This is a genomic window from Aliifodinibius sp. S!AR15-10 (assembly GCF_031569985.1).
Classification (GTDB): Bacteria; Bacteroidota; Rhodothermia; order Balneolales; family Balneolaceae; genus JAMQKA01.
Genome location: NZ_JAMQKA010000015.1, coordinates 1 through 22,497, shown reverse-complemented (window position 1 = coordinate 22,497; position 22,497 = coordinate 1). Strand labels below are relative to the sequence as shown.

General features: G+C 46.1%; 20 protein-coding genes. 7 read left to right on the top strand and 13 right to left on the bottom strand.

Features of this window, described 5'->3' with window-relative positions:
- Positions 1-9: 9 nt before the first annotated feature.
- From NC796_RS11695 to NC796_RS11675, 5 genes are all read left to right on the top strand, one after another.
- Positions 10-630 (top strand): Maf family protein, encoded by a 621-nt coding sequence (locus NC796_RS11695; RefSeq protein ID WP_310684608.1) that lies wholly within the window; start codon positions 10-12, stop codon positions 628-630.
- Positions 627-2,552, top strand: coding sequence for a tetratricopeptide repeat protein (locus NC796_RS11690; protein ID WP_310684606.1), 1,926 nt, complete (start codon positions 627-629; stop codon positions 2,550-2,552). The genes NC796_RS11695 and NC796_RS11690 overlap by 4 nt, the downstream gene beginning before the upstream one ends.
- Before the next feature lies 1 nt (position 2,553).
- Positions 2,554-3,822, top strand: a complete 1,269-nt coding sequence (locus NC796_RS11685; protein WP_310684604.1) for an asparagine synthetase B — start codon at positions 2,554-2,556, stop codon at positions 3,820-3,822.
- Positions 3,823-3,967: 145 nt separating this feature from the next.
- Complete coding sequence (mazG, locus tag NC796_RS11680) at positions 3,968-4,732, top strand: nucleoside triphosphate pyrophosphohydrolase (RefSeq protein ID WP_310684603.1); 765 nt, start codon at positions 3,968-3,970, stop codon at positions 4,730-4,732.
- Between the two features lie 189 nt (positions 4,733-4,921).
- Positions 4,922-6,085, top strand: coding sequence for a citrate synthase (locus NC796_RS11675; protein WP_310684601.1), 1,164 nt, complete (start codon positions 4,922-4,924; stop codon positions 6,083-6,085).
- A gap of 180 nt (positions 6,086-6,265) precedes the next feature.
- On the opposite strand, the gene NC796_RS11670 is transcribed toward NC796_RS11675, so the two are convergent.
- The 10 genes from NC796_RS11670 to NC796_RS11625 all read right to left on the bottom strand — a co-directional run bounded on the left by NC796_RS11670 (position 6,266) and on the right by NC796_RS11625 (position 16,974).
- Entirely contained in the window at positions 6,266-6,916 is a 651-nt protein-coding gene (locus NC796_RS11670; protein ID WP_310684600.1) for a 7-carboxy-7-deazaguanine synthase QueE, read from the bottom strand.
- A 2-nt stretch (positions 6,917-6,918) separates the two neighbouring features.
- Positions 6,919-7,299 (bottom strand): 6-carboxytetrahydropterin synthase, encoded by a 381-nt coding sequence (locus NC796_RS11665; protein WP_310684598.1) that lies wholly within the window; start codon positions 7,297-7,299, stop codon positions 6,919-6,921.
- A gap of 113 nt (positions 7,300-7,412) precedes the next feature.
- Positions 7,413-8,045 (bottom strand): thioredoxin family protein, encoded by a 633-nt coding sequence (locus tag NC796_RS11660; RefSeq protein ID WP_310684596.1) that lies wholly within the window; start codon positions 8,043-8,045, stop codon positions 7,413-7,415.
- Between the two features lie 5 nt (positions 8,046-8,050).
- The gene (locus NC796_RS11655) at positions 8,051-8,563 is read right to left on the bottom strand and encodes a TlpA disulfide reductase family protein (protein ID WP_310684595.1); all 513 of its coding nucleotides are present in this window, start codon (positions 8,561-8,563) and stop codon (positions 8,051-8,053) included.
- A gap of 7 nt (positions 8,564-8,570) precedes the next feature.
- Positions 8,571-8,915 carry an MGMT family protein gene (locus NC796_RS11650; RefSeq protein ID WP_310684593.1) on the bottom strand — a complete coding sequence of 115 codons (345 nt, stop codon included), beginning with the start codon at positions 8,913-8,915 and terminating at the stop codon, positions 8,571-8,573.
- Between the two features lie 14 nt (positions 8,916-8,929).
- Positions 8,930-9,793 (bottom strand): DUF2520 domain-containing protein, encoded by an 864-nt coding sequence (locus NC796_RS11645; protein ID WP_310684591.1) that lies wholly within the window; start codon positions 9,791-9,793, stop codon positions 8,930-8,932.
- A gap of 61 nt (positions 9,794-9,854) precedes the next feature.
- A complete protein-coding gene (amrB, locus tag NC796_RS11640; protein ID WP_310684588.1) occupies positions 9,855-10,622 on the bottom strand; it encodes an AmmeMemoRadiSam system protein B in 768 nt (255 codons plus the stop codon).
- 20 nt (positions 10,623-10,642) lie between these two features.
- On the bottom strand, positions 10,643-11,278 hold the full coding sequence (locus tag NC796_RS11635) for a 4'-phosphopantetheinyl transferase superfamily protein (protein ID WP_310684586.1): 636 nt from the start codon (positions 11,276-11,278) through the stop codon (positions 10,643-10,645).
- A gap of 60 nt (positions 11,279-11,338) precedes the next feature.
- Positions 11,339-15,724 carry a tetratricopeptide repeat protein gene (locus tag NC796_RS11630; protein WP_310684584.1) on the bottom strand — a complete coding sequence of 1,462 codons (4,386 nt, stop codon included), beginning with the start codon at positions 15,722-15,724 and terminating at the stop codon, positions 11,339-11,341.
- 152 nt (positions 15,725-15,876) lie between these two features.
- Entirely contained in the window at positions 15,877-16,974 is a 1,098-nt protein-coding gene (locus NC796_RS11625) for an SIR2 family protein (RefSeq protein WP_310684583.1), read from the bottom strand.
- Between the two features lie 128 nt (positions 16,975-17,102).
- Here NC796_RS11625 and NC796_RS11620 point away from each other — a divergent pair, with 128 nt between their 5' ends.
- Entirely contained in the window at positions 17,103-17,696 is a 594-nt protein-coding gene (locus NC796_RS11620) for a hypothetical protein (RefSeq protein ID WP_310684582.1), read from the top strand.
- Between the two features lie 214 nt (positions 17,697-17,910).
- Positions 17,911-18,504, top strand: coding sequence for a 2OG-Fe(II) oxygenase (locus tag NC796_RS11615; RefSeq protein WP_310684581.1), 594 nt, complete (start codon positions 17,911-17,913; stop codon positions 18,502-18,504).
- 109 nt (positions 18,505-18,613) lie between these two features.
- On the opposite strand, the gene NC796_RS11610 is transcribed toward NC796_RS11615, so the two are convergent.
- The 3 genes from NC796_RS11610 to NC796_RS11600 form a co-directional block, all read right to left on the bottom strand.
- Positions 18,614-19,645, bottom strand: coding sequence for a TIGR00341 family protein (locus NC796_RS11610; protein WP_310684580.1), 1,032 nt, complete (start codon positions 19,643-19,645; stop codon positions 18,614-18,616).
- Between the two features lie 81 nt (positions 19,646-19,726).
- The gene (locus tag NC796_RS11605) at positions 19,727-20,974 is read right to left on the bottom strand and encodes a hypothetical protein (RefSeq protein ID WP_310684579.1); all 1,248 of its coding nucleotides are present in this window, start codon (positions 20,972-20,974) and stop codon (positions 19,727-19,729) included.
- 12 nt (positions 20,975-20,986) lie between these two features.
- Positions 20,987-22,117 carry a hypothetical protein gene (locus NC796_RS11600; protein WP_310684578.1) on the bottom strand — a complete coding sequence of 377 codons (1,131 nt, stop codon included), beginning with the start codon at positions 22,115-22,117 and terminating at the stop codon, positions 20,987-20,989.
- Between the last annotated feature and the right edge of the window lie 380 nt (positions 22,118-22,497).

Here is a 22,497-nt window from a genome sequence, read left to right as displayed (position 1 = left end):
AATAGTACAGTGAAAATCATCCTTGCTTCCGGAAGTCCCAGGCGCAAACAACTTCTTAAGCAGATCAATGTCGATTTTACAGTACAGGTTAGTAATGCCGATGAACAATACGATGCTACAAAAGAACCGGCCGATATCGTCCAGATGCTTGCCATGAGAAAAGCTGAGCAGGTAGCTGATGAGAATGATTCAGCAGATGTGCTGGTCATCGGAGCAGATACAATCGTTGTTAAAGGGCAAGCCATTTTAGAAAAACCGGAAACTACCACCGATGCTGAAGAGATGTTGCTTGACCTCAGCGATACAACGCACCAGGTTTTAACCGGTGTTGCGATTGTTAAAAGTTTTACTGCTGGTAACAAACGTGAAGTATTGACGTTTTTCGAGAGTACAGACGTAACATTCGGAAAGCTGGATAAGTTTGAAATTCGTGAATATGTAGCATCCGGTAGCCCGATGGACAAAGCGGGCGCTTATGGCATTCAAGATGACTGGGGTGCTCTGTTTGTGAAGCATATAAAGGGCGACTTTTACAATGTCGTCGGTTTGCCGTTGCACTCGCTGTATCAGAAGCTTAAAATATTTGCACCAGAACTGGTATCTATCAGTATAAATAGTTCCACTCCATGATTAACAAATTGCTAGCATACGGAGTCTCTTTGCTTTTTTTGCTGTGCCTGGCTGTGCTACCTTTGCGTGCACAGAACGACCAACAATATCATGTTGGCAATCAGCTGATGCAGCAGCAACAGTATGAACAGGCGTTCCGGGTTTTCAACAGATTGCACCAACAAAACCCCGGCAACTACCTTTTTCTGCAAAAAGCGACCGAATGTCTTGTCAATTTGAAGAGGTATGATGAAGCTATCGCGATGACACAAAAGGCGTCAGAAGAAGGTAATTTTGGGGGACAGGCCAACATCCGGCTCGGTGAGATCTATCACATCCAGGGTGATACCGCAGAAGCTTATTCCATATGGAATCAAACCCTGAACCGGTATAGCAATTTTCAAACTTACCTCGAGGTGGCCCGTGCCATGAGTGACCGACGCGATTTCAGCAGAGCGGTCGAAGTCTATGAACGTGCCCGCCAAAGATTTAGAAACTCCACCCTCCTTGCTACCGAGCTGGCCAACACCTATATGCAAGCCGGACAATATGAAGCGGCAATCAATGAGTTTCTTGAACTTGTTCGGGAAGAGCCCGATCGCATTGATTACGTGCAGCGCAGCCTGATCCGCTATGGAGATCAGTATCTGCACGACATCGCCATCCTTGAAATTGAGGAGTTCCTGGATGAGCTCTCCCTCAACCACCCTGCGCATCGGCGCCTGCACCAGCTGCACCAATGGCTACTGCTGGAACGCAACCTGTACGAACGCGCCGTGGCTACGGCAAAAGGCTATGAAGAAAAAACCAATGAAGTAACGTATAGCCTGCTTGGACTCGGAAATAAACTTCTTTCTGAACAGGAATATGAGTTGGCGGAACAGGCTTATGGATATTATATCGAAAATGACATTATCTCCGCCAAATTCCAGAGCATGGAGCAGCTCTCACGGGTGTACGCTGAGTGGGCAGACTATCTCTCAGACTATAACCTGGCTTATGCTCAACGGCGGGACTCCCTTTACCAGCAGGCATTCGATATTTTATCGCAACTGCGGCGTGAGGCGCCGTATTATGACCAGATGGGTAAAGTGCTGCTTCGCCAGGCTGAACTAGCCATTGACTATCTCCATGATGTCGATCTGGCCACAGACTACCTCGAGAAGCTTCGATCCCGGAACAACGAGGCCAGCGTGGCGCAACAATTTTATGTAGAGGGCAGAATCAAGCTTTATCAGGGCGACTATGCCCGGGCCAGGATCGCGTTTACCAAAAGCAACAAGCAGGAAAAAATCGGTGCACTGGCAGAAAAAACGCGCTACTACCTGGCGCTGACCGATTTTTATGCCGGTGATTACGAATTTGCCAAAATACAGCTCAATGCGCTCGAAAAGCAGACAACCTCCTATTACGCCAACGATGCTGTGCAACTTCGCATTTGGATTCAAAAAGGACTGAGCGCAGACAGTACCGGTTCTATAATTGAACCTTTCGCCAACGGGCTGGAGCATTTCAACCAGGGTGATGAAGAAGCAGCGATCAAAGCGTTGAGACCGATTCTAGGAGGTAAGGCCTACCATCCCTTGATGGATGAGGCTCTGCTGGAGCTGAGCAAACATATTACCCCGGAACTAACCCAGATTACCTACAGTGCCATCAGTGACTACCTAGAGCGCTGGGGACAAGCCTCCGCCCTGCGCGAGCGCCTGATGTGGGAAAAAGCCCGAATCGCCGACCAGGTTGTATCGAATGACATTAAAATTGAATCCCAAAAGACACGCGAGACCTTATTTGGCGAATCGCCCCCACCCCCTGCTGATCTACCAGCAAATCAGCAGCAGGTCCAAACCCTGTATGAAAATATATTGTTAGAGTTTCCAAACGGTTTCTATGCATCATATGCACGCGATAGAATTCAAGAATTCAAAAATCCCCAAACCTGATATGAAACGTGTTTCGTTATTGATACTTGCCTTTATCTTCGGCTTAAGTGCTGCGACATTTGCCCAGCAGAAAGTGTTCATCCCGATGGATGCCTCGCAGACCAATCACCTCAAAGCCTATGGCATCGTATTCAACTACCTAAAGGATGGCAATTCGGTACAATGGCTTCTCAATTACAAAGGAGGAAGTTTCCTTGCCCCCTACTCCGATGCCCTGCTCCAGGAAACGCGCCTTAAAAATGTGAAAGCCCGTACCATTGGAGCAGCTGAAGCTTCCCAGATTATCTCGGAAGTAGAGCAGCCGCAGTCAAATACTTCCGTCGTTCAGCTAGACAAAGCACCGAAAATTGCGGTGTATACGCCCAAACAGGCACTTCCCTGGGATGATGCCGTTACGCTGGCCTTGACCTATGCAGAAGTGGAATACGACAAGGTTTGGGATCCGGAAGTACTGAACGGCAAACTTTCGGAGTATGACTGGCTGCACCTGCACCACGAGGATTTCACAGGCCAATACGGAAAGTTCTGGGTCTCCTACCGGAATCACCCGTGGTATATCACCCAGGTTAACCAGATGGAGGCGATGGCCGACGAGATGGGCTACAACAAAGTAAGCAATGAAAAAAAGGCTGTGGCCCGCGAAATTAAAGAATACGTTGGTAACGGCGGATTCCTCTTTTCGATGTGCTCCGGTACCGACACTTTTGACATCGCGCTAAGTGCAGAAGGAGTCGATATCGCTCCCACTCCTTTTGACGGCGACCCGGCCGATCCCAATGCCCAGCAGAAACTGGACTATTCCAAAACACTGGCCTTTACGGATTTCAATATCAGCCTGGATCCCACCGAATATGAGCACGCCGATATTGATGTGCCGGTGCAGCTGAACCAAGTAGATCAAAAACTGGACTTTTTTACACTGTTTGAATTCTCTGCCAAGTGGGACCCCGTACCCACGATGCTGACCCAAAACCATGTGAGCAGCATAAAGGGATTTTACGGGCAGACAACGGCCTTCCAGAAAGAGAAAGTCAAGGAGTCGGTAGTGATTCTCGGGGAGAGCCCGGGCCGAAACATGGTGAAGTATATCCACGGTAATTACGGCCGGGGCACGTTCACTTTCTATGCTGGTCATGATCCGGAAGATTACACGCACCGGGTAGACGATCCGCCGACCGACTTGAGTCTTCATCCCAACAGCCCCGGATACCGGCTTATTCTGAACAACATCCTCTTCCCGGCGGCCAAAAAGAAAAAGCGAAAAACGTAATCAGTATACAGTTATCAGAAGACAGTGAACAGATACTTGCCCAACATTAAACTGGAGCTATGATTCACTTTCGTGCAAAATTACGTTATCATTTCGGATAACTTGTTGATCACTGTTAACTGACACACTGTTATTTTATTTACAAATGGAAGCTACGACCGAATTTGAAGATTTAGTTGAGATTATAAAAAGACTTCGCAAGGAATGTCCATGGGATCGCAAGCAGACGCATCAAAGTATCAAGGACAATCTCATTGAAGAGGCGTATGAGGCCGTTGATGCTATCGACCAAGACAATTTTGAGGAGCTGAAGAAAGAGCTTGGAGATCTGCTGCTTCACGTCGTGTTCCACAGCACAATGGCTTCAGAGACGGGATCTTTCAGTATCGAAGATGTCATTCTTTCCATCCAGGAAAAACTTATCCGGCGCCACCCACATGTTTTTGGGAATAAAGTTGCTGAAGATGAACAGCAAGTCGCCGAAAACTGGGAGTCTATCAAAATGAAAGAGGGTAAAAACTCGGTGCTAGATGGAATTCCAATCCATATGCCCGCGCTCATCAAAGCTCAACGAATGCAGGAGAAAGCGGCAAATGTGGGGTTCGACTGGCCTGAATCTTCCCAGGTTTTGGATAAAGTCAAAGAAGAACTCAATGAATTGCGAGAGGCTCTCGAAAAAAAAGACAAAGAAGAGAGCAGCAAAGAGTTTGGCGACCTTCTTTTCTCTCTCGTTAATCTGGGCCGATTTTACGATATTAATGCTGAAGACGCACTGCGAATGACGAACCGTAAATTTGAAGATCGGTTTCGGTTTGTGGAGGAGAGCCTTGCAAAAGAGGGACTGGAGATCAATAACGCGACCCTGGAACAGATGGATGGGTACTGGGAAGAGGCAAAATCAAATCAATAGCATTCACATGGTCTTCAATTTTGTTCGCTAGATTACAAACGTTCATTTCTCTATGAATGTTAGTTAATATCGGTAAGTGAAGGCATCTTAACGTTTTATCCAAGTTAGTACCTGAATTTTTATCACTTCCGTATTATATTTGACCCGAATTTCGAAACTGATAAAACAAATTTAAACCGGAGAACAGGCATGGCCGAGAGCGTAAAAACAGACATTGATCTAAGTCAATATCCTCATATCAATAAGGGATTAGACGGAATTGTCGCATTCAGCACTCACAAAAGTTTTATTGACGGACAAAAGGGAGAGTTGATTTATGATGGTTACAGTATTGAAACCCTCGCTGAAAATGCAACTTTTGAAGAGGTCTGTTTTCTCCTTTGGTATGACCGGTTACCGAACCCAGATGAACTGGAAGACCTGAACAAAAAGATGCAGGAAGCACGGTCCCTTCCCGAACCTGTTCTCGAATACATCAGTAGCACTTCAAAATCAGCGGAACCGATGTCAGTGCTCCGCACTGGCGTTTCCATGCTGGGTGATTTCTTTGAAACAGGCGAAAAAGAGGGAAAAGAAGCCTGGGTTGAGAAGGCGATTAAAATTACCGCTAAAATGCCGACGATCATTGCAGCTTTTGATCGCATCAGGAACGGAAAAGAGCCGGTGGATCCGCTTTCAGATCAGAGCACGGCACATAATTTCCTTTATATGCTCAATGGCGAACATCCAGGAGAGCAGGCGGAAAAAACGATGGATCTCTGCCTCATCCTGCACGCCGAGCACGGCATGAACGCTTCCACATTCACCAGCCGTACCATTTGTGCAACCGAATCAGATATGTTTTCATCTATTACCGGTGCAATCGGGTGCCTCAAGGGTCCACTCCACGGCGGTGCCAACCAAGCGGTGATGAACATGCTGCTTGAAATTGAAGAGGAAGACGCTGATCCTGTTGAGTTTGTAAAAGATCGACTGGCCAACAAAGAAAAAATCATGGGCTTCGGTCACCGCGTGTACAAAACAATGGATCCCCGTGCCAAGATCCTGCGCAGTATGTCCAAGCAACTTTCTGAAGAGACCGGTCACATTGAGCTTTACAACTGGTCGGAAGCGATCCTTGAGACTATGAAAGGTGAAAAAAACATTGATCCAAACGTCGACTTCTTCTCAGCAACTGTCTACTACTCTATGGGAATAAAGCCCGACCTTTACACGTGTATTTTTGCCATGAGTCGTGTTTCCGGGTGGACGGGCCATTACATTGAGCAGGCTGAAAACAACCGCTTGATTCGACCCCGTGCGCTCTATGTTGGTGAGAAAAACCTGGATTGGGTTCCCGTTGAGGAACGGTAAATAATGATCTATCCTATTTCAAAAAAGCTCATGCCTATCTTTGGTATGGGCTTTTTTCTTTATGCGTAATACGTGATTCGTAACAGGAGCTAAAATTACGCGTTACGGATCACGTATCACGCAAGTTGTTATTACTCAAAGTTGCTCAAAGGTGTCACAAGCTACGCAGAGATTAAGCGCTCACCGAACGCCCAGAAACTTATGAGTCTGCAGGCTGATGCCCCACTCCGGATTCTTCTTTACGTATTCTACAATGAGATCCATAGAGGAAGGCGTATCCCATTCCGGCTGTAGAAGAAGCTTGGTTCCCTCAGGACATTTCGCTGCATTCTCCTCTGCCCATTCGAGATCCTTCTTTTTCAACACCACAATTTTCAGCTCATCTACGTGAGGAAAAATCTCATCCAGGGGTTCTTTAAAGCGTTTCGGGGAAAGGGTTATCCAGTCAAGATTCCCACTGAGTTTTGAAGAACCACTCGTTTCGATATGAACCCTTAGTCCCTCTTCTTTGAGACGGTGAGTCAATGGATACAGATCGTGCAGCAACGGCTCACCGCCGGTAATCACGGCGATCTGTGCGCCACTTTCTTTGGCACGGGCCACAATCTCATCCACCTTCACTTTTGGGTGCTCCTCCTCATCCCAACTCTCTTTGACATCGCACCACCAACAATTGACATCACACCCCGCAGTTCGGATAAAATATGCGGCCTTGCCAGTGTGTGCTCCTTCGCCCTGGATAGTATAGAAATCCTCCATCAGGGGATATTCCACCTCCCCAAAGGTATTGGCGTCAAGGACATTATGTTGCAGTTCAGAGGAATTAAACATGATTAATCGGTGTATTCAACCCAGCAATCTTCCGTCTCCCAAACGGTCACGGTGAGATCAATATTGTCAGGTATGCGTTTGCTCGTCTCTTTGTGAATGAATTCGGCGATCCGCTCGGCAGTGGTAGAGCAGTCCATTTTCTCGTTTAGCAGGCTGTGATCCAGTCCTCCTTTTTCGGAATCTTTGGCGGCCCATTTGAGCTCCCGGAAATCACAAACCATATCAGGACTGTCCAAATATTCTGAGGGATTAAGCTCGCTGGATTCCGCTTTCATCAGCACGCGGTAGGAATGGCCGTGCATGCGTCCACATTTGCCGTCGTATCCTTCAATAAAGTGAGCGGCATCAAATCTGAATTCGGTGTGTAGTTTCCATTTTGGCATAACCACTAAAAATAAAATAAAAAAGAGGTTTGCCCAATGGACAAACCTCAAAAATATTAAAACGCGCAGTAATCATGTGCGACGCACTTTGGAAGTGCGTCGCACATCAAAGCTTACCGCGCTCGTTTAATCGTGCAACCCAGTGATTTTGATGTCTTGGTTGATATCTCCTCCCCTGCTGTAAGCTGGTTAATGGCATCGCGCAGGTAATGCTGATCCACATTTTCAGCTGATTTTGCATTGTCATCGATAGCGCCGCGGTATACCAGCTTCAAATCGGAATTGAACAGGAAGATGTGGGGCGTGCGCGTGGCACCGAATGCATCGGCCAGCTTGTTATTTGCATCCACTGCATATGGAAATTGGTAATTCTTTTCCTGGGCACGCTGCTTCATATCCTCAAAACCATCACCGCGATCGCGGTAGGTCGTGTTGGGATTAAGGGCAATCATGCCGATCCCCTTCTCTTTGGCAAGGTTAGCAATCGGGTTGTAGCGGTCTTCCCACTGGTGAACCCATGGACAGGTATTACAGCTAAATATCACCAAGAGTCCATTTTCTCTTGCAACTTCAGAGAGCGTAAGCATCTCTCCAGATACATCCTTCACTTCCACATCGGTCATGGGAGCCGTACTGCCAAGCTCTAACTCATCCACCAGTTTGGTTTCCGCGGGATAAAACGCCCACGCTGCTATTCCTACAATCAGAGTCAAAAATACAGAAATTTTAAAGGCTTGTTTCTTCATGATTTTTAAGGATTTAGGGCCTGTTTAACATTAGTTTCAAAAGTAGAAAAATCCGCTTTGTTTTCCCAACTTGCTACGAGGTTACCCTCGGGATTGAGAATCTTTGTAAACGGCATCGCGCCAGTCCATTTGTCGGATAGTGAATTGATAAACACTTCGTCCTTTCCGGTTTTAAAAAATGTTTGCCAGTCTACCTCCTGCTCTCGTAAAAATTCGAGTGCCGCCTGCTTGTCAAAATCTGCAGAGACAAAAACAACCTGAAGTTGATCTTCATACTTGCGTTGCAGTTTCACAATATGGGGAAATTCTTCAACACAGGGTCCACACCAAGTAGCCCACATGTTCACCAGCACTGCTTTTTCGCCTTCATAAGAATCGATTATCTCCTGCAGTTCCTCACTATTTACATCCTTCATCAGTTCCGAATCCGAAAGTTGTTGTGCATACGACACCCCGTTAAAAAGGATCAAAAATATCAGGAAAACCGGGATAATTATGGCGTTTAATCTCTTACTCATATACGATCTAGTTTGTTCCAATTTTAGCTTCACTGGGATCCCAAAAATGTTGTTCTATATCTACTGTATACTCCGCAACAAATGTAATGTTCTCCTGTTGAAGGCGTTCCCGCATGGTATCATCGGGGAAATGGGCACGGCCTGTCAACTCTCCCAGGCGATTCAATACGCGGTGAGCCGGTATCTCAGTTTCAACGGCTTTGTTCAGGGCGTATCCCACCATACGAGCACCCGAGACCACCCCAAGGTAAGATGCAATGGCTCCGTAAGTGGTCACCTTTCCTTTCGGGATTTGGGCTACCACCTCATAGACCCGTTTGTAAAAATCTTTTCGATTAAATCCATCCGGCATCTCTACGCCTTCACCTACTTCAGCAGATTCTGCATCTGTATTACCTGTTCTACGGAAAGTGTTCCTTTTCTTTCTGCCACTTTCACCGTTTCAAATCCCAACAGCTTGTATAACGAACTAATCTGTTTATTTTGTTCCAGTAAATCCAGATGTTTTACAATAGTTTGCAGGTCCCCCCTCGCAATGGGACCACTCAGTACATCGGATAGATTCTCTGCAGTTCCGTTTTCCGCGGTCGTCTTGACCAGTGTCTGCAATGCTTTTCGGGCCTCTTGGTGATCCATACCGCCCATCTCTGCAATATTGCCCGCAAGCTGCATCAGCGTAATGAGGTAGTTTGAAGCCATAACAGCGGCAGCGTGCAAATGAGCTTTGGCTTTTGGCGTGACATGCAGGTAATGAGCTCCAAGGCGTTTGGCTACAAGTTCAAGCTGACTGACGGCACCCTCCTGACCTTCCAGGGTAATATAAATATCCTGAAAAATCCTGGGGTTTGAATTTAAATTAAAGGTTTGCAGCGGATGAAAAGCAGCGATTTCTACGCCGGTTTCCGTTAGTGGTTCCAGTAGTTCAGAAGTTTCATTGCCGGAACAGTGGGCTACTGTTTTACCGGAAAGGTCCCATAGCTCCTCAGCGAGATTCTCAGCCACCCCGGCGATCGCATCATCACTCACCGTTATAAAAATGAATTCCCCCAGTTCTTCTTCAGACTTTGGAAGCGAGCCGCTCACTTTAACATTGAGTTCATCTGCCAGCGCTTCTGCTTTAGAGACCGTGCGGTTAAACAGGCTGTAAATTTCATACCCTTGCAGATCCATTGCATAGGCCAGCGTTCTCCCCAACGCCCCCAGCCCGATTATAGAAACAGTTTTCCCCATGTCTATTTATTCTAATGTTATCATAATAATTGGAACCGAGGATATTGCTGACAAAGCACAATCAAACATTCCGAATAATCGATTCCCTGTCGGCATAGCCGGTCAGCAAGCTGCCGTCATACTCTTCATATTCGCCATTCAGGAAACTAAGTTTCAGATCCCATGCAAAAGCCACAAGTACCCCGGCAATAAACGAGGTAGTCCCGGTAATTTTGGATTCTCCACTATTCAGATAGTTCATCAATCGCGATTCATTTTCACTTTCCACAATCTCCTTCACTTTTTGAAACTCGTGCTTCCGGCTATTCTCCAGGTCGCAACAAAAGACAAGCAGAGCGTTGTGCGAGGCCAGCACCTCCTCCAGCACATACGCCAATTCCTTTATTATTGCCGGATCATTATCTGCAATCTGGATGCTAAGAACAGAAAAATCACTACACACACATTGCAAAATCATCAGCTGCTGATAGAGACTCATATCCCGGCTGTAGCCTTCATCGTTGATATAAAAATCATCGTCTTCATCGCAGAGCTCATTCCGCAAAAAATCATTTACCGGCACCCTGCCCAGAGGGGTTTCAAAGAACTTGTTTGAGGGCATCGGGAGCTTTTTGTCCAGAACCTTTGGAAAAGATTCTATCACAACAACGGTATCATAATTCTCGGGTTCTATGTGGCTATAGATATCACAGGCCCGTTCAAAGTTATCATGGTTGATGCGCGTGGGTGCAAAAATGAGACGAATATGGTCGTTTGTTTCCCGGTGTTTTGTCCGAGCGTGGGCTAATTCCTCTTGAATTTGTTCGCGGGAATAGGAAATAATATTCATGTGCTGTGTAGTACTGACCTTTAATTTTCCTGGTAAAAGGCTACGGCAATCCAGTGATTGCAATGCTTAAAACTACAAATTTTGGCTCTTTTCTCATTATCAAAGATGCCGGTGAAAACCTGTTTGTCCAACGGTGTGAGCTTAATTTGATTCAGGTTGGTTCTCAATCCTTTTCCCTGCAGCTTGACCAGTGCTTCCTTCAAGGTCCAGAGCCTGAGCAGCGATTCTTCCTTTAGTTCCTTCTTCTCAACGGGATGCATTATGCGATCTCTCAAGCGTTCGTTCACGTTGCGATCGGTCGGTTCAATATCCACTCCCAATGGAATGCTCTGTGAAAGGCCACAGATTACTTTTTGCCCGGTATGAGCCAGGCTCAGGTTATACCGCCGATTCTGGTACATTCCAAACGGCTTGCCGAGGTCATCTTTTTCAATCTCAAAAATGGCTTCATCAAGTCCCAGATCCGCAACAAATTCCTTGATGAGCCCGCGGGTAGAAAGAAATTCATTCCTTCGGCGCCGATGACTAAACGTATTATATTCCTCGCGCTCTACCGGGGAAAGAATGTCAACAGGAAACGCCGGCCCAATTTCGCCCAAAGCAAGAAATAGGTTATCCGGCAACAGGGCTCTGTACTGATCGGTAATATTTTCCAAGCTTCAATCTGTTTTTTTAAGATTGCTGGAAAATAAGACCAAAATAGCCGATATAAAACCTTAGCGGATGTTTGTTCTCTTTTCTGAAAGTAGACTTCGGATGCGGGTCACATCCGGATGGGTTACGCCGGCTGCCTCCAGATCTTCGAGATCTTTCAGAAAAGCATTTCGGAAGGTTTCGTAACCGGTGTCAAAGGGATACTCTTTATCCATCCATTCCAGGTAAACTTTCTCAGCTTCATTGTATTGGCCGTTGAAAAGGTATCCCAAGGCAAGGTTGGTATACACGCCGGTCTGCGTTGAATCCATGTTGACAACTTTTCGTGAATTGACAATAGCATCCTGGAAACGGCCCGCAAAAAGTTGATACCAGCTCAAGTTCCACAATTCGTTGGTATCATGAGGATTATATTCCACTGCGCGCTCCTGGAATTCCACCGCTTCCTGGTAACGCCGCTCAGAGTAGTATGTGCTGGCGATTGTCGAGTAATTTGAAGGTGCAAGCTGTACCGCCCTTTCAAATGATGATCGGGCCATTTCAAGCCCCTGTTCTCCCTGTCCCAGGAAGTTAGTGCCCAGCTCAATCCAGTCGTAGGCTTTGGGATAACTGAAATCACTGGAAATTTGGAGAAACTCACGGTATGCCTCATTTAGCTGCTTGTTCCTGACATACACTTTTGCTCTGCAGTATTTAATCCAGTTGCTTTCTCCCAAAAGCTCTGCAAATCCGGATTCTGCGGCGTAGCCAGCTTCGTAGGCATCGATCATCCCGACCACGGCGTCAGAATATTGTGGATCGGCATCGAGGGCCTTTTTAAAGTTGAGGTATGAGTTATAGTAATTTTCCCGGGCAAATTCTACATTGCCCAAGTTGTAGAGCGCCCATTTATATCCGGGATCCACCCTCACGGCATTTTGGTAACTCAAAAGTGCACGATCATAATTCTTCTCTTCATAAAATCCATTTCCCAACTGGTTCCATTCCAGGGCAATGTTGTAGGCAGGGTCTATCTCCAATACCTCAGCCAGGCTCTCATACGCTTCATCATACCGGCCTTCGTAATACAGAGCCATCCCGAGATTGCGCCATGACCATTTATAAAGGGGATCTGATTCGACTGACTTTTGGTAATACGGAATCGACTCCTTGTACTTTTTCTGCTCATAATACACATTCCCAAGACCATTCAACGAGGCGGTAAAAAGCGGGTCTATAGCAAGGGCCTTCTTGTGATATTCAATAGCCAGTTCATCTTCCTTCAAATTATTATAGACCAGTCCCAGGTTTCCAAGTGCCCACTTGTAATCGGGATCTATCTCCAGGGCGCGTTCGTAATGCGGAATCGCCTGCTGGTATTTTCCAACCCCGTAATAGCTGTTACCCAACTCGTTATAGACTTCAATGCTCAACTCATCTACTTCAGAGATATCGATTACTTTATTGTAAAATTCGATCGCCATTTCATATTTCTCGGCATCATAATAGTTCCGGGCCAGGTTTAGCAACTCCTCTCGTTCTCCGGCCAACAGGCTGTCTGTACTGACGATGTTGTAGGCAATTTTCTGAGATTCGTTTAGCTCCGTAATGTTGTAGCGGGCGTAAAACGCATCGCGCTGCTGTTTTTGACGATGGATCAGCACATATGGGGTTTCCCAGATGTATATTTGATTTCCTGAACGCGTCAAAAATTGTTCTCCCGACTCGCTAAAGATAACCGGGGGTGGCGACGTCATCCGGAAATTGACATTATTCAGACTGGAGGAATCAGCTGCCGATGTTTCTGCAATGTTGGTGGAATATGTTGAAAAATAAGGATCTTGCGAGCCTGTATTGAGCTGCTTGACCGGTTTTTGGGTAAGTTTCACATCCCAGATATGAAAACGACCGCTTCGGCCCTCCGCAATGACATAGCGATTACCCGGTGAAAAGGCGGCATAACTCACCGGTTCATTGTGATTAAATTCCTTCACGCTATCCGGGTCAGCATCCACATGTTCTACACGGACCTGGTTATCAATCACCGAAACGAGATAGTTGTTGCCATGTCCAAATGTGAATTGTGAGCGATCAGCCCGCCACTGCTTCGTAATGCGCTGGTTTTCTATGTTATAAGCGGCTGCAACTGAATTGGGAGCAAATATAAGCAGGAACTTGCTGTCCGGCGAAAACCTGAGGTGTGGAGCAGTTACTCCCAGCTTGGTGAGATCCCGCAGATTTATTTGATCAAACGCTTCATCTTCCAGGTTTATGCAGATCAAATTCCCGTCATTGTGGGAGACCGCTACATAGTTTCCTGTATTGGAGATCGCCAAATTTGATATGCGGTTGTAGTCCAAACGCCAACCCTGGGAGAGTGTCTGTACCCGCCTGAAGCCGTTATCCTGCCCCTCCCAAATTTCAAGCTTATTGCTAACCGTATCGATTGTTACGACCCGGTGGCCACTCCTGGTGACGTCGGCAAAATGTTTTCGCTCACTCCCAAAAACCCCTGAGTTATCAAATTCATGGTCCCTCCAACCGGGCAGCGAACGCGTGCTGGTGTTAACAAACGAATTCGCTTGCTCCTGGATTTCGAGTAGTTCTATGTCTGCCGGTGTCACTTTGACGACCTCTCCTTCATCACGAAACCCGAGGGCCAGCAGCACTTCATTGTTGACCTCAAATGACTGCAGATTGAAGTTGGTCCTGGCCAACACCTCATCCAAAACGGCCTGTGTTATGATATTGTCGTTAAGTTCAATGGCACCTCGCGCCAGCTGTATTGCCAGATTTTTGTCCCACGAGAGCTCTTCCAGGGCCTGGTTGGCAATATTCAGCGACATCAACTGGGGCTGATTCTTCAAAGTCCCCTCTTCTATCAACCGTTCATTCTGCAGACCAATATCAAGCACCTCAGAGAGTAACGAAGCCGACTCCTCGGTACTTCGAATGTAGATCTCTTTCTGTGTATCATTATCAAAATTCAGTACCAGGTTTCGATACCAATCTTCGGTATCGACCAAAAACTCCATGCGACGCAGATCCTGCTGTGCTTCCCGATAGCTCTGCGACATCACGAAGAAAATAACAACGAGAATAGCTGCAACAATAGCCGCTGCACCGCCATAAATAAACCGGCGCCTGATTTTTTTTGTCTTTTTGAGAAGACGCTCTTTGTATGCTTCATATTCTTCCTGACGGCGCTTTTCCTCTAACGCCCGCTCTTCTTCATCCCGCCGTTTGTGGTAGGCTCGCAAGATAGGTTTAACCAGTGAATCATGACTCAATTCATACGAAAAACCACCGGCGGTATTGGGCTCGGGACGAATGATATGGGTATCCACAAGTTTTTGAAGTAACTCTTTACTGATCCCGTAGGTCTTGTGTATTTGTCCTTCATACAAGCTAAGACGGCGTTCCTCCTCTTCAAAAATGAGTCCCTCTTCCAAGAATCTACGAACACTCAGTTGTTCGCTCTCCGGCAGCCGTGATATCAGCTTATCGTAATACGTTTCAAAGATATCCCTCAGATCGCCTACATCTTCATATTTCACATAGGTATCGTTCCCCTCTAACACTATGCTTTCTTCGATATACTGGCACAAAATCTGCAACTGGAATGACTCAATATCTTGGGCACCATCTTTTGTCAAGAAGCTTACAATTTTATCAATCGCCTCTTCAGAGTAGTCGAAGGGCGGGGAAATAAAATCGGAATCTTGCAGGTAGGCCGGGCTCAGTATCGCTTCTTCCGCCTGGGTAACGGTCAACGGAGAGAGTTGATAGGTATTGACCAAGATATCAGGAATATAGTCTTTTAACTGGTCGACCAGGCTCAGACGGTCGGAACGGATGGCACACAACACTTTCAGGCGAACCGGTTTGTACAGCAGCTCCAGTTCCTCATCTGTCAATACATGCTGGTCCTCTTTAAAACTCTCTTCAAGAGCCGACTGGTAGTACTTTGGAACAGAGCTGTACAGGGCCTCGGAAAGGGCTCGCTTGAACTCCAGGATCTGTACCCCCGGATAGGTAAAAAGCTCCTCAAACTGGTCAAAAATGAGGAGATGCTCAGGGGGGATCTCTTCTCCGGAATTGAGCTGCTCGCTCTTCAGGTGATACCAAAGCGATTCGTCCGGTACGGCAAGCTTATCCAGCAGCGTTTTTTTTCTTTCCCCGGTGGATATTTTGGACTTTAACGCGGTAAGTGGCGGGGTGGCCTGCCCTTCCCGGTATCCTCCAAACCGGACAATGATCGGTTTGTAATTTGTTTCATTTTTAATTTTTGGCAACAAGCCGGCATTGATAAGCGAACTTTTTCCCAACCCGGATTTGGAGTACAGCACCACAAGCTGCTTCACATTCACCAATTTGAACAGCCTGTTTATATCCCACTCGCGCCCAAAAAACAGGTTGCTTTCTGTAACCGAAAATGGCTTTACGCCCGGGTACCTGTGTTTTTTCATGGCTACAACATCTTTACCGATTTAATTTTACCCCATTCAAAGTCTGTATTTATCGGGATAGATATATGAAGCGAAAATCCTCACATAGCATATTCTGCAGCTTAGCTGCAAAATCCTATCCAATAATCATCCCTCCGCAACTATTACTTGACCTACATTCTTACCGCGTCTTCCATAGATTTCACTTCCTCAATGACATCCAGCAGGGCGTTGTCGATTTTTGCCAATTCGATACTCGATTCTTTGTGATCTATTACTCCTTCACTAAACTTTCGCTTAATCCTGATGTAACGGGCGGAAATACCGGCAATACGATCATATTTATCCTGGTCAAAATCCTCCAGGTAATCGAACAGCAGCTCGATCGCCTCTTCAATGTTATCCTGTTGCACCAGCCGGTGGGCACGTTTGGATACCAATTCCTCTTTCTTGCCCACCTTTCGTAACATATTGGCTTTTTCGCAACGGGTGTACAGTGCATCCACAAATTCCCTGATATGCGATTCAACAAAATGGATGTTGAACTGCCGGGAGCATATCTCATCCGCTTCGAGAGGCAGATTTATGGCTGGTGCCAGTCCCTCGTTATTTTCCCGCTGGATCTCATCATAAAGCAGGGCCAGCAAAAGCTGGACATACCATTTCTCGAACTTGAATCCCAGGAAAATAAAGCGCGATCCACTTTTTAATTCGTTAAGCAAAACTGTGGGAAGTGGCTTGTTCCCCAAAATCGCTTTTAAATAACTATACAAGTCTTTGTACGTGATAACCAAAGAAGAGGAATCTTCGGTGCTCCCCGTCATATTATAGATCAATGGATTGCTGCTGGATGGTTCCGGGATATCCTCCGGTCTCTTATCGCTGAAGCTGTAATAATGAAAATCCTGGAGAAGATTATTTTTCTCGAATGCTTTTTTCAGGAACAGGTCGGGCGAAGTGGAAACAACGAGGTGAAATGGAATAAAGGCAAGCTTGTCATACAGCTCTTCATCAAAAGAGCTCTCCAGAAACTTGTCGATTTTACTGAGGATCGTGATCCGGTACTTGTGATCAATAACGAACAGGTCGTCCCGTGAAAAATAGTAGTTGTTATCCTTGTAGTCCTCACTCAGCAACTCATACAATGCCTTGTTAAAATAACTGCCCTCTTTGGTTTGTGCCAGTTCCGACCCAATAAACAATACACACTTCTCATTTTTGATGGCAAATAGCAGCGTATCCCAGTCAATTTTTTTGTTATCTATCGACATTTCGAGAAGGGTTTTATGACAAGTATTTTATAATTTACTAATAAATCTATAAAAATCATGTTTTTATAGCTTGTATTTGAAATAAATTCAGGTTTATTTACGAAATAAATCCAATCAAATAAGCGATTATGAATACCAAAGAGATCCGGGGGATGGTTGCGAAGGGACGGCTTGAGCCCGCCATTAAAGAAGCGGTGCTACTCACTAAAGATACCGAGTTGGCCAATTTGGGTATTGGTGTTTCCAACGGGTATCGAAAGTACAAAAAGGACTCAATCGCCGGCATCATGGACTCAAATGAGGACAGTAAACGATATGCGGTCCTCACCCACCAGCTGCTGAACCTGCTGAATGAATATGAACTCTATGAACTGAAGGAGCTAAAACAGAATGTAGAGAAGCTTACGGATGAGCTGAGGGCACAAAAAGAACCAGCGGTCGAGACAGCAGAGGTTCAAAAAGAATTGGAAGAGATCAGCGAAGAGATGCAGCAAATAGAAATGGCAGAGTCAAAAGATGATGTTAAACCTGGTTTCCTCGAACGCATCAAAACATTTATTGAAAAAGCACAGGAACCCGATTCCTCTTACAATAAGGCTCTGAAAACAGTTAAAAATGGGTATAATATTCTGCAGGATATCGCTTCGGGATATAATTCGGTGGCCGAGTGGTTTGCCCTGCCACAGGTCCCCCGGTTATTCCTCAAGAAAGAGGATCGCTAAAAAGAGGTCGTCTTACGACACCAACAACATCTCCGCTGAGTGAACGCATGAAGATCGAGAGTCAAAGACTGGATAGTGATTGGGGGACGAATAAAGGGGTTTAGGATAGATCTACTCATCGTTTTATATTGTAAGTATTATATTGTAGGTAAAAAAGGAAACTATAAGTTCACAAGAGGTCATGAACTATTCCACCGAACAATGGTCAGTTTGGATGGACAAATTAGCCACAGATGACTACCTGGTGATCGACGACTTCATTTCCGACCGGCTGTACCAAAATATACAGCATTATTTCCAGGTGCTTTTAGACGAAAGTGAATTTGACAAGGCTGCCATCGGTTCGTCAGATCAACGAAAGGTTGAGTCGGAAATCAGGGGCGACTTTATTTACTGGCTTGATCCCGAAAAAGATGCTGAGTTATCTGAACTGTTTTCCCTGTTGGACAGTGTGGTGATCAACCTTAAAGAACACCTTTTTCTAAGCATATCTGATTACGAATTCCACTTTGCCCTTTACCCCCCAAATACCAGGTATGAAAAGCATGTCGATCAGTTCCAGGGACAGTCCAACCGCGTTATATCAATGTTAATCTACCTCAATGAAGATTGGAAGCCAGGTGATGGCGGAGAACTCAAAATATACCGCCCAGACGGCGATGAACAGCTTATTGAACCGCTGGCCAAACGAATGGTGATGTTCAAAAGTGATACGGTAGAGCACGAGGTGATGCTTACCAAAACCTCACGCAGAAGCATTACGGGCTGGCTGTTGCACCGATTTTCATCACTTAAATATTTATTCTGACACATTTAATGGTCAAAAGACCTTATCTCATCTGCACCAACTCTTCTGTCCGATGCTGGATCTTACTGGGAAGCGTAGCATTGGCAAGAAGTGAAGTAAACGCGTCATTTTAATTTAATACGTTTCCCAGGAGTGTATCAGAAACCAGATTCCAATACCAAATAATGATGGACAATACCATAAGCAGAACAAACCATACGGCAATGGCGATGCGCACGTTTTTTTGTGCTTTCTTTGCTTCCCACCAGGTACGAGGCCGAACCCCTTGAAACAGGAAAGTGAGAATACCTGCCAGGTTAATGCAGATTAGATTTGTCAACGTAAGAATAATGGATCCCACGGCCAAACCTGTATAGCCACTCCCGAGCAACAATCCCACATTAACCAGTGGTGGAAGCAACGCCACCGCCACCATCACACCTACAATCGTCGCAGGCACACCACGCGTAAATGCCAGCACGCCCGCACTCCCGGCAGCCAGCGCAATGGCAATGTCCCCCAAACCTACGTTTGTCTTGTTGATAAGCTGTTGTGAGTCCAAATCAACCTGTATCAGCAATCCCATTAAAAGCGCAACGGCAAGTGATGCAAACAATCCGGCCGCATTTGCCTTCAGGGAACGCCACCCCAGCTCCAGGTCACCCAGTGTTGCTGCAAGCGCCATCGAAACATTGGGCCCCAGCAGCGGTGCAATCACCATGGCGCCAATTATGACTGCAACATCATCCCGGATCAGTCCAACCCCTGCCACCACGGTTGAAAGCACCACCATGCCTACATAAACCCAGTTCAGTTCACTACCGCTGGTTACATCAGCATATAACTCCTCCCTGCTAATTCGACCGATATTGCGTTCGGGCTCCTCCTCATCGGGTTCCTTCTCCTCTTCCACTTCCGGTTGTGGCAGCGTCGCCTCTACCGAAAAAAGCATAATCCGGAAACCGTCGACATTCGAAAACTTTTCAGTGAGCTGGTCAGAAAGCGATTCCGTTCGGTCCGTGTTTACCAGCACTCGCAAAATTGAACAACTGTCGTCCAGGTTATCTGTCCAGACGCCGAGGGGTTCTTCCTGCTTTACGATCTCGCGCGCCTCCATGATGGTCTCCGGCGGGGCCATCAGCTCCAGCATTCGATAATCCATACATGATAAATCTTGGTGGCTGTTTTGAGACAGGGTACAAAGGAATGGATAAAGACAAAAGTTTTTATACGTGTTCCCGCTTTATCCCGGCACCTGAATGGTAAAATGTTTCCGCACGTTTGATTCACTCTCAACCACTTTTTCCACCCCGTTTGAATCTGCGGCTAATTCTACATCAAAAACGTTTATCAGGTTATTACCTGCAAGGTCTTCCAGTATAGGTTCAATTTCCAGTGTATATCTTCCGGGTGACCATGGTTTATCTGGGATAAAATTCCAAGTCTGCTCTGCATTGCTCAATTCCACATTTCCCTGAATTCTTTCCTCTTCCCTTTTTACCGTGATCAAACGCTTTAGAAGAGCATGGTCGAGCGGTTCAACGAGCATCAATTTCAGCGGTTTCCGTGTTTCAACCGGCGGTGTTTGGATGGTCCACTTTTTATGATCTGGCATTTCACGGTCGGGTTCGCCGATAAAGAACGATTTACGATATTGCTGTTCCATTCTGAGTCCATTGCCATCAGCCAGCGTGCTGTCGATCACCAACTCATATCTTTTTCCGGGTTGAAAAGCGACACCCATCAGATTGTATCGATCGAGTCCCCGTTTAATGCGTCCCGGATCAAAAAGGATTGTCAGTCTCGTCATTCCGGGATCCCATAATTCTTGAGGAAGTTCCAGGAAGGCATCGGGAACAACCTCTCCCTTTTCATTCAGGATGTAAATATGGTCGTAAACATCACCTCGGGACATCGATCCGGAAAAATGAATATAGAATTTCAACAAATTTTGCGGAAGTGTATCAGACGAAGGATAAACACTCGTAACTCTTTCCGGCTTTATATTCTGTGGAGGCGTAATTGTAAAGATGGTATCGATAATCCCATCACCGCCATCCTTGCCCATTAATGCGTTCAATTTCTGTTCGTCCACCCGAACGTAGTACGTCACTCCCGGCAGCCAGGCGTGACATGAGGTAAATGCAATCTTCCTGTCCGTAATATCCCACTCCCCGTCCATCGCCATGGATTCCTCGCTCCATTGCTCTTTTGGAATTGCATACACCCCAAAGAGTTGCTTTACATTGCCCGAGTTTAGATCGAGATAAGTAAGAGCATTGGGTGTTAGTCCAAATAGTTCAATCCTGCTTTGTTCGGGTACCACCTCAATATTTACACGCTCTTTGCCGGACAGATAGACCTTTTCCGGGACTGGCACATACGGCTCCATTCCCTGCCCCAAATACCAAAGGCCCGCTGCAACTGCAATAAACAGCAGCAGGGGCCCTTTAAGATTATCGGCCAACCGGGAGTACTTGTTAATATCCATGGAGCAGGATAATTATTTGCTGATGGAACGAAGGTCAATGGTACCGTCATCCATCTGCTGCAGCATCACAACATATTTACCATTCAGGTTGTCCATATGGCGAACGTTCTCATACTCCAGCGATTCAAATGTTACGCCCGAAGTCTTTTCCCCATCGTTCAAAGGCTTATCCAAGTGAGACTGGCGTTTAATATCGGCAGGACTGACACGCATTACGGAATAGCTGCTGTTGGCAATCATAAGTGATTCGTTTCCATTGGTATCAGTATAGGAAATAATATCCAGCGGGCGATTCCGATTGCCTAGCTCGGCTACCGTCTTTCCTCGCACATGCTGACCATCTTTCAGATCATCAGCCGAAAAGAGAACCAACGGCGTGCAAGTATACCCCGCCACAATATAGCTGCTTCCATCCATGCTGTAAGGCAGGAAAGTACGAATCGGGGCGTTGGTCTCATACTGCCCATGGGACACGTGGTAGATCTCCAACGTACTTAAGGATTCTTTGCCCTTGAAGGGAAAGGCGATCTGGCGGAATCCTGAAGCAAATTCTTCATTGGAAATGCCTGCGACATATACCTGCCCATCGGCGTATGAGAGATCAGTTATTGAAGCGCTTCGCAGGCTGTTCCCCCGTCGGTCAGTCGCTTCCGGTGAAGGAACATTGTTTAATTCAAATTGTGAGAATCGAACATTACTCAAACCTACTTCTTCAATCGTACTTTCATTGGATACCGTCAGGAGGTGATAGGAAGCGTTGTTCCCCTGTCCTCTTCTCAACGAAATGTAGACCTTGTGGGAGAAAGGATTCACCGCCATATCCTGGATTGAGATATCATCCGGTCCGGCGCCCAACTTCTGCGCTATCTTACCATGGATATCATTAATATTAATTGCATCACTACTCAAGCTGCCTTGTTTGTCTTCCGTGTCAAGTGCATAAATAGAAGCACCTGGGCCATCTCCATAAAAGAGAATGCCCTCAGGACCGAAAGCAAGCTCCCCGATAGACATATGCCCCGGAGTGCCTGTTTCAAAGTTAGCGGTGTATTCATTTATTTCGCTGCTGCTTGTAAATCCTGCTGTAAATGCTAACCCTGCTACGATAACTACTGCCAGAGAGAGGAAAAGTGTTCTTTTCATAACATCGGTTGTTTAGGTGAGGAGGTTAGACTGAAACAGCAGATTAACATTTGTTATCGTAAAAGGAAAATAAACAATCACTTACAGCATGATATTAAATGTTAAAAATTATAAAAAGGGATGAATATGTATTTGATTAGGCCGCTGTTTCTTCCCGCAAATAGATATCTGCCAAGCTGTTTTTGATATAGATGAATCGTTGATCTAAAATGAGGCGTTATGCAACTCCCGATCCTTACGAGATCCTGAAACGAGTTCAGGCTTTATGTTAAAAAAAGGGGACCATCCCCTGGATTCGTCTTACATTCTTTCCTGTAATCCTGTTTAACAAATCAGAGGAGGTCCTCATGTCTCGCCTGCAATCTACGAAACTTGATTTT

What these genes read in the sequence shown, in the direction of transcription:
- NC796_RS11690 (WP_310684606.1), top strand. Translation starts at nt 627, where the DNA reads ATGATTAACAAATTGCTAGCATACGGAGTCTCTTTGCTTTTTTTGCTG.
- NC796_RS11685 (WP_310684604.1), top strand. Translation starts at nt 2,554, where the DNA reads ATGAAACGTGTTTCGTTATTGATACTTGCCTTTATCTTCGGCTTAAGT.
- mazG (WP_310684603.1), top strand. Translation starts at nt 3,968, where the DNA reads ATGGAAGCTACGACCGAATTTGAAGATTTAGTTGAGATTATAAAAAGA.
- NC796_RS11675 (WP_310684601.1), top strand. Translation starts at nt 4,922, where the DNA reads ATGGCCGAGAGCGTAAAAACAGACATTGATCTAAGTCAATATCCTCAT.
- NC796_RS11670 (WP_310684600.1), bottom strand. Translation starts at nt 6,916, where the DNA reads ATGTTTAATTCCTCTGAACTGCAACATAATGTCCTTGACGCCAATACC.
- NC796_RS11665 (WP_310684598.1), bottom strand. Translation starts at nt 7,299, where the DNA reads ATGCCAAAATGGAAACTACACACCGAATTCAGATTTGATGCCGCTCAC.
- NC796_RS11660 (WP_310684596.1), bottom strand. Translation starts at nt 8,045, where the DNA reads ATGAAGAAACAAGCCTTTAAAATTTCTGTATTTTTGACTCTGATTGTA.
- NC796_RS11655 (WP_310684595.1), bottom strand. Translation starts at nt 8,563, where the DNA reads ATGAGTAAGAGATTAAACGCCATAATTATCCCGGTTTTCCTGATATTT.
- NC796_RS11650 (WP_310684593.1), bottom strand. Translation starts at nt 8,915, where the DNA reads ATGCCGGATGGATTTAATCGAAAAGATTTTTACAAACGGGTCTATGAG.
- NC796_RS11645 (WP_310684591.1), bottom strand. Translation starts at nt 9,793, where the DNA reads ATGGGGAAAACTGTTTCTATAATCGGGCTGGGGGCGTTGGGGAGAACG.
- amrB (WP_310684588.1), bottom strand. Translation starts at nt 10,622, where the DNA reads ATGAATATTATTTCCTATTCCCGCGAACAAATTCAAGAGGAATTAGCC.
- NC796_RS11630 (WP_310684584.1), bottom strand. Translation starts at nt 15,724, where the DNA reads ATGAAAAAACACAGGTACCCGGGCGTAAAGCCATTTTCGGTTACAGAA.
- NC796_RS11625 (WP_310684583.1), bottom strand. Translation starts at nt 16,974, where the DNA reads ATGTCGATAGATAACAAAAAAATTGACTGGGATACGCTGCTATTTGCC.
- NC796_RS11620 (WP_310684582.1), top strand. Translation starts at nt 17,103, where the DNA reads ATGAATACCAAAGAGATCCGGGGGATGGTTGCGAAGGGACGGCTTGAG.
- NC796_RS11615 (WP_310684581.1), top strand. Translation starts at nt 17,911, where the DNA reads ATGGACAAATTAGCCACAGATGACTACCTGGTGATCGACGACTTCATT.
- NC796_RS11610 (WP_310684580.1), bottom strand. Translation starts at nt 19,645, where the DNA reads ATGGATTATCGAATGCTGGAGCTGATGGCCCCGCCGGAGACCATCATG.
- NC796_RS11605 (WP_310684579.1), bottom strand. Translation starts at nt 20,974, where the DNA reads ATGGATATTAACAAGTACTCCCGGTTGGCCGATAATCTTAAAGGGCCC.
- NC796_RS11600 (WP_310684578.1), bottom strand. Translation starts at nt 22,117, where the DNA reads ATGAAAAGAACACTTTTCCTCTCTCTGGCAGTAGTTATCGTAGCAGGG.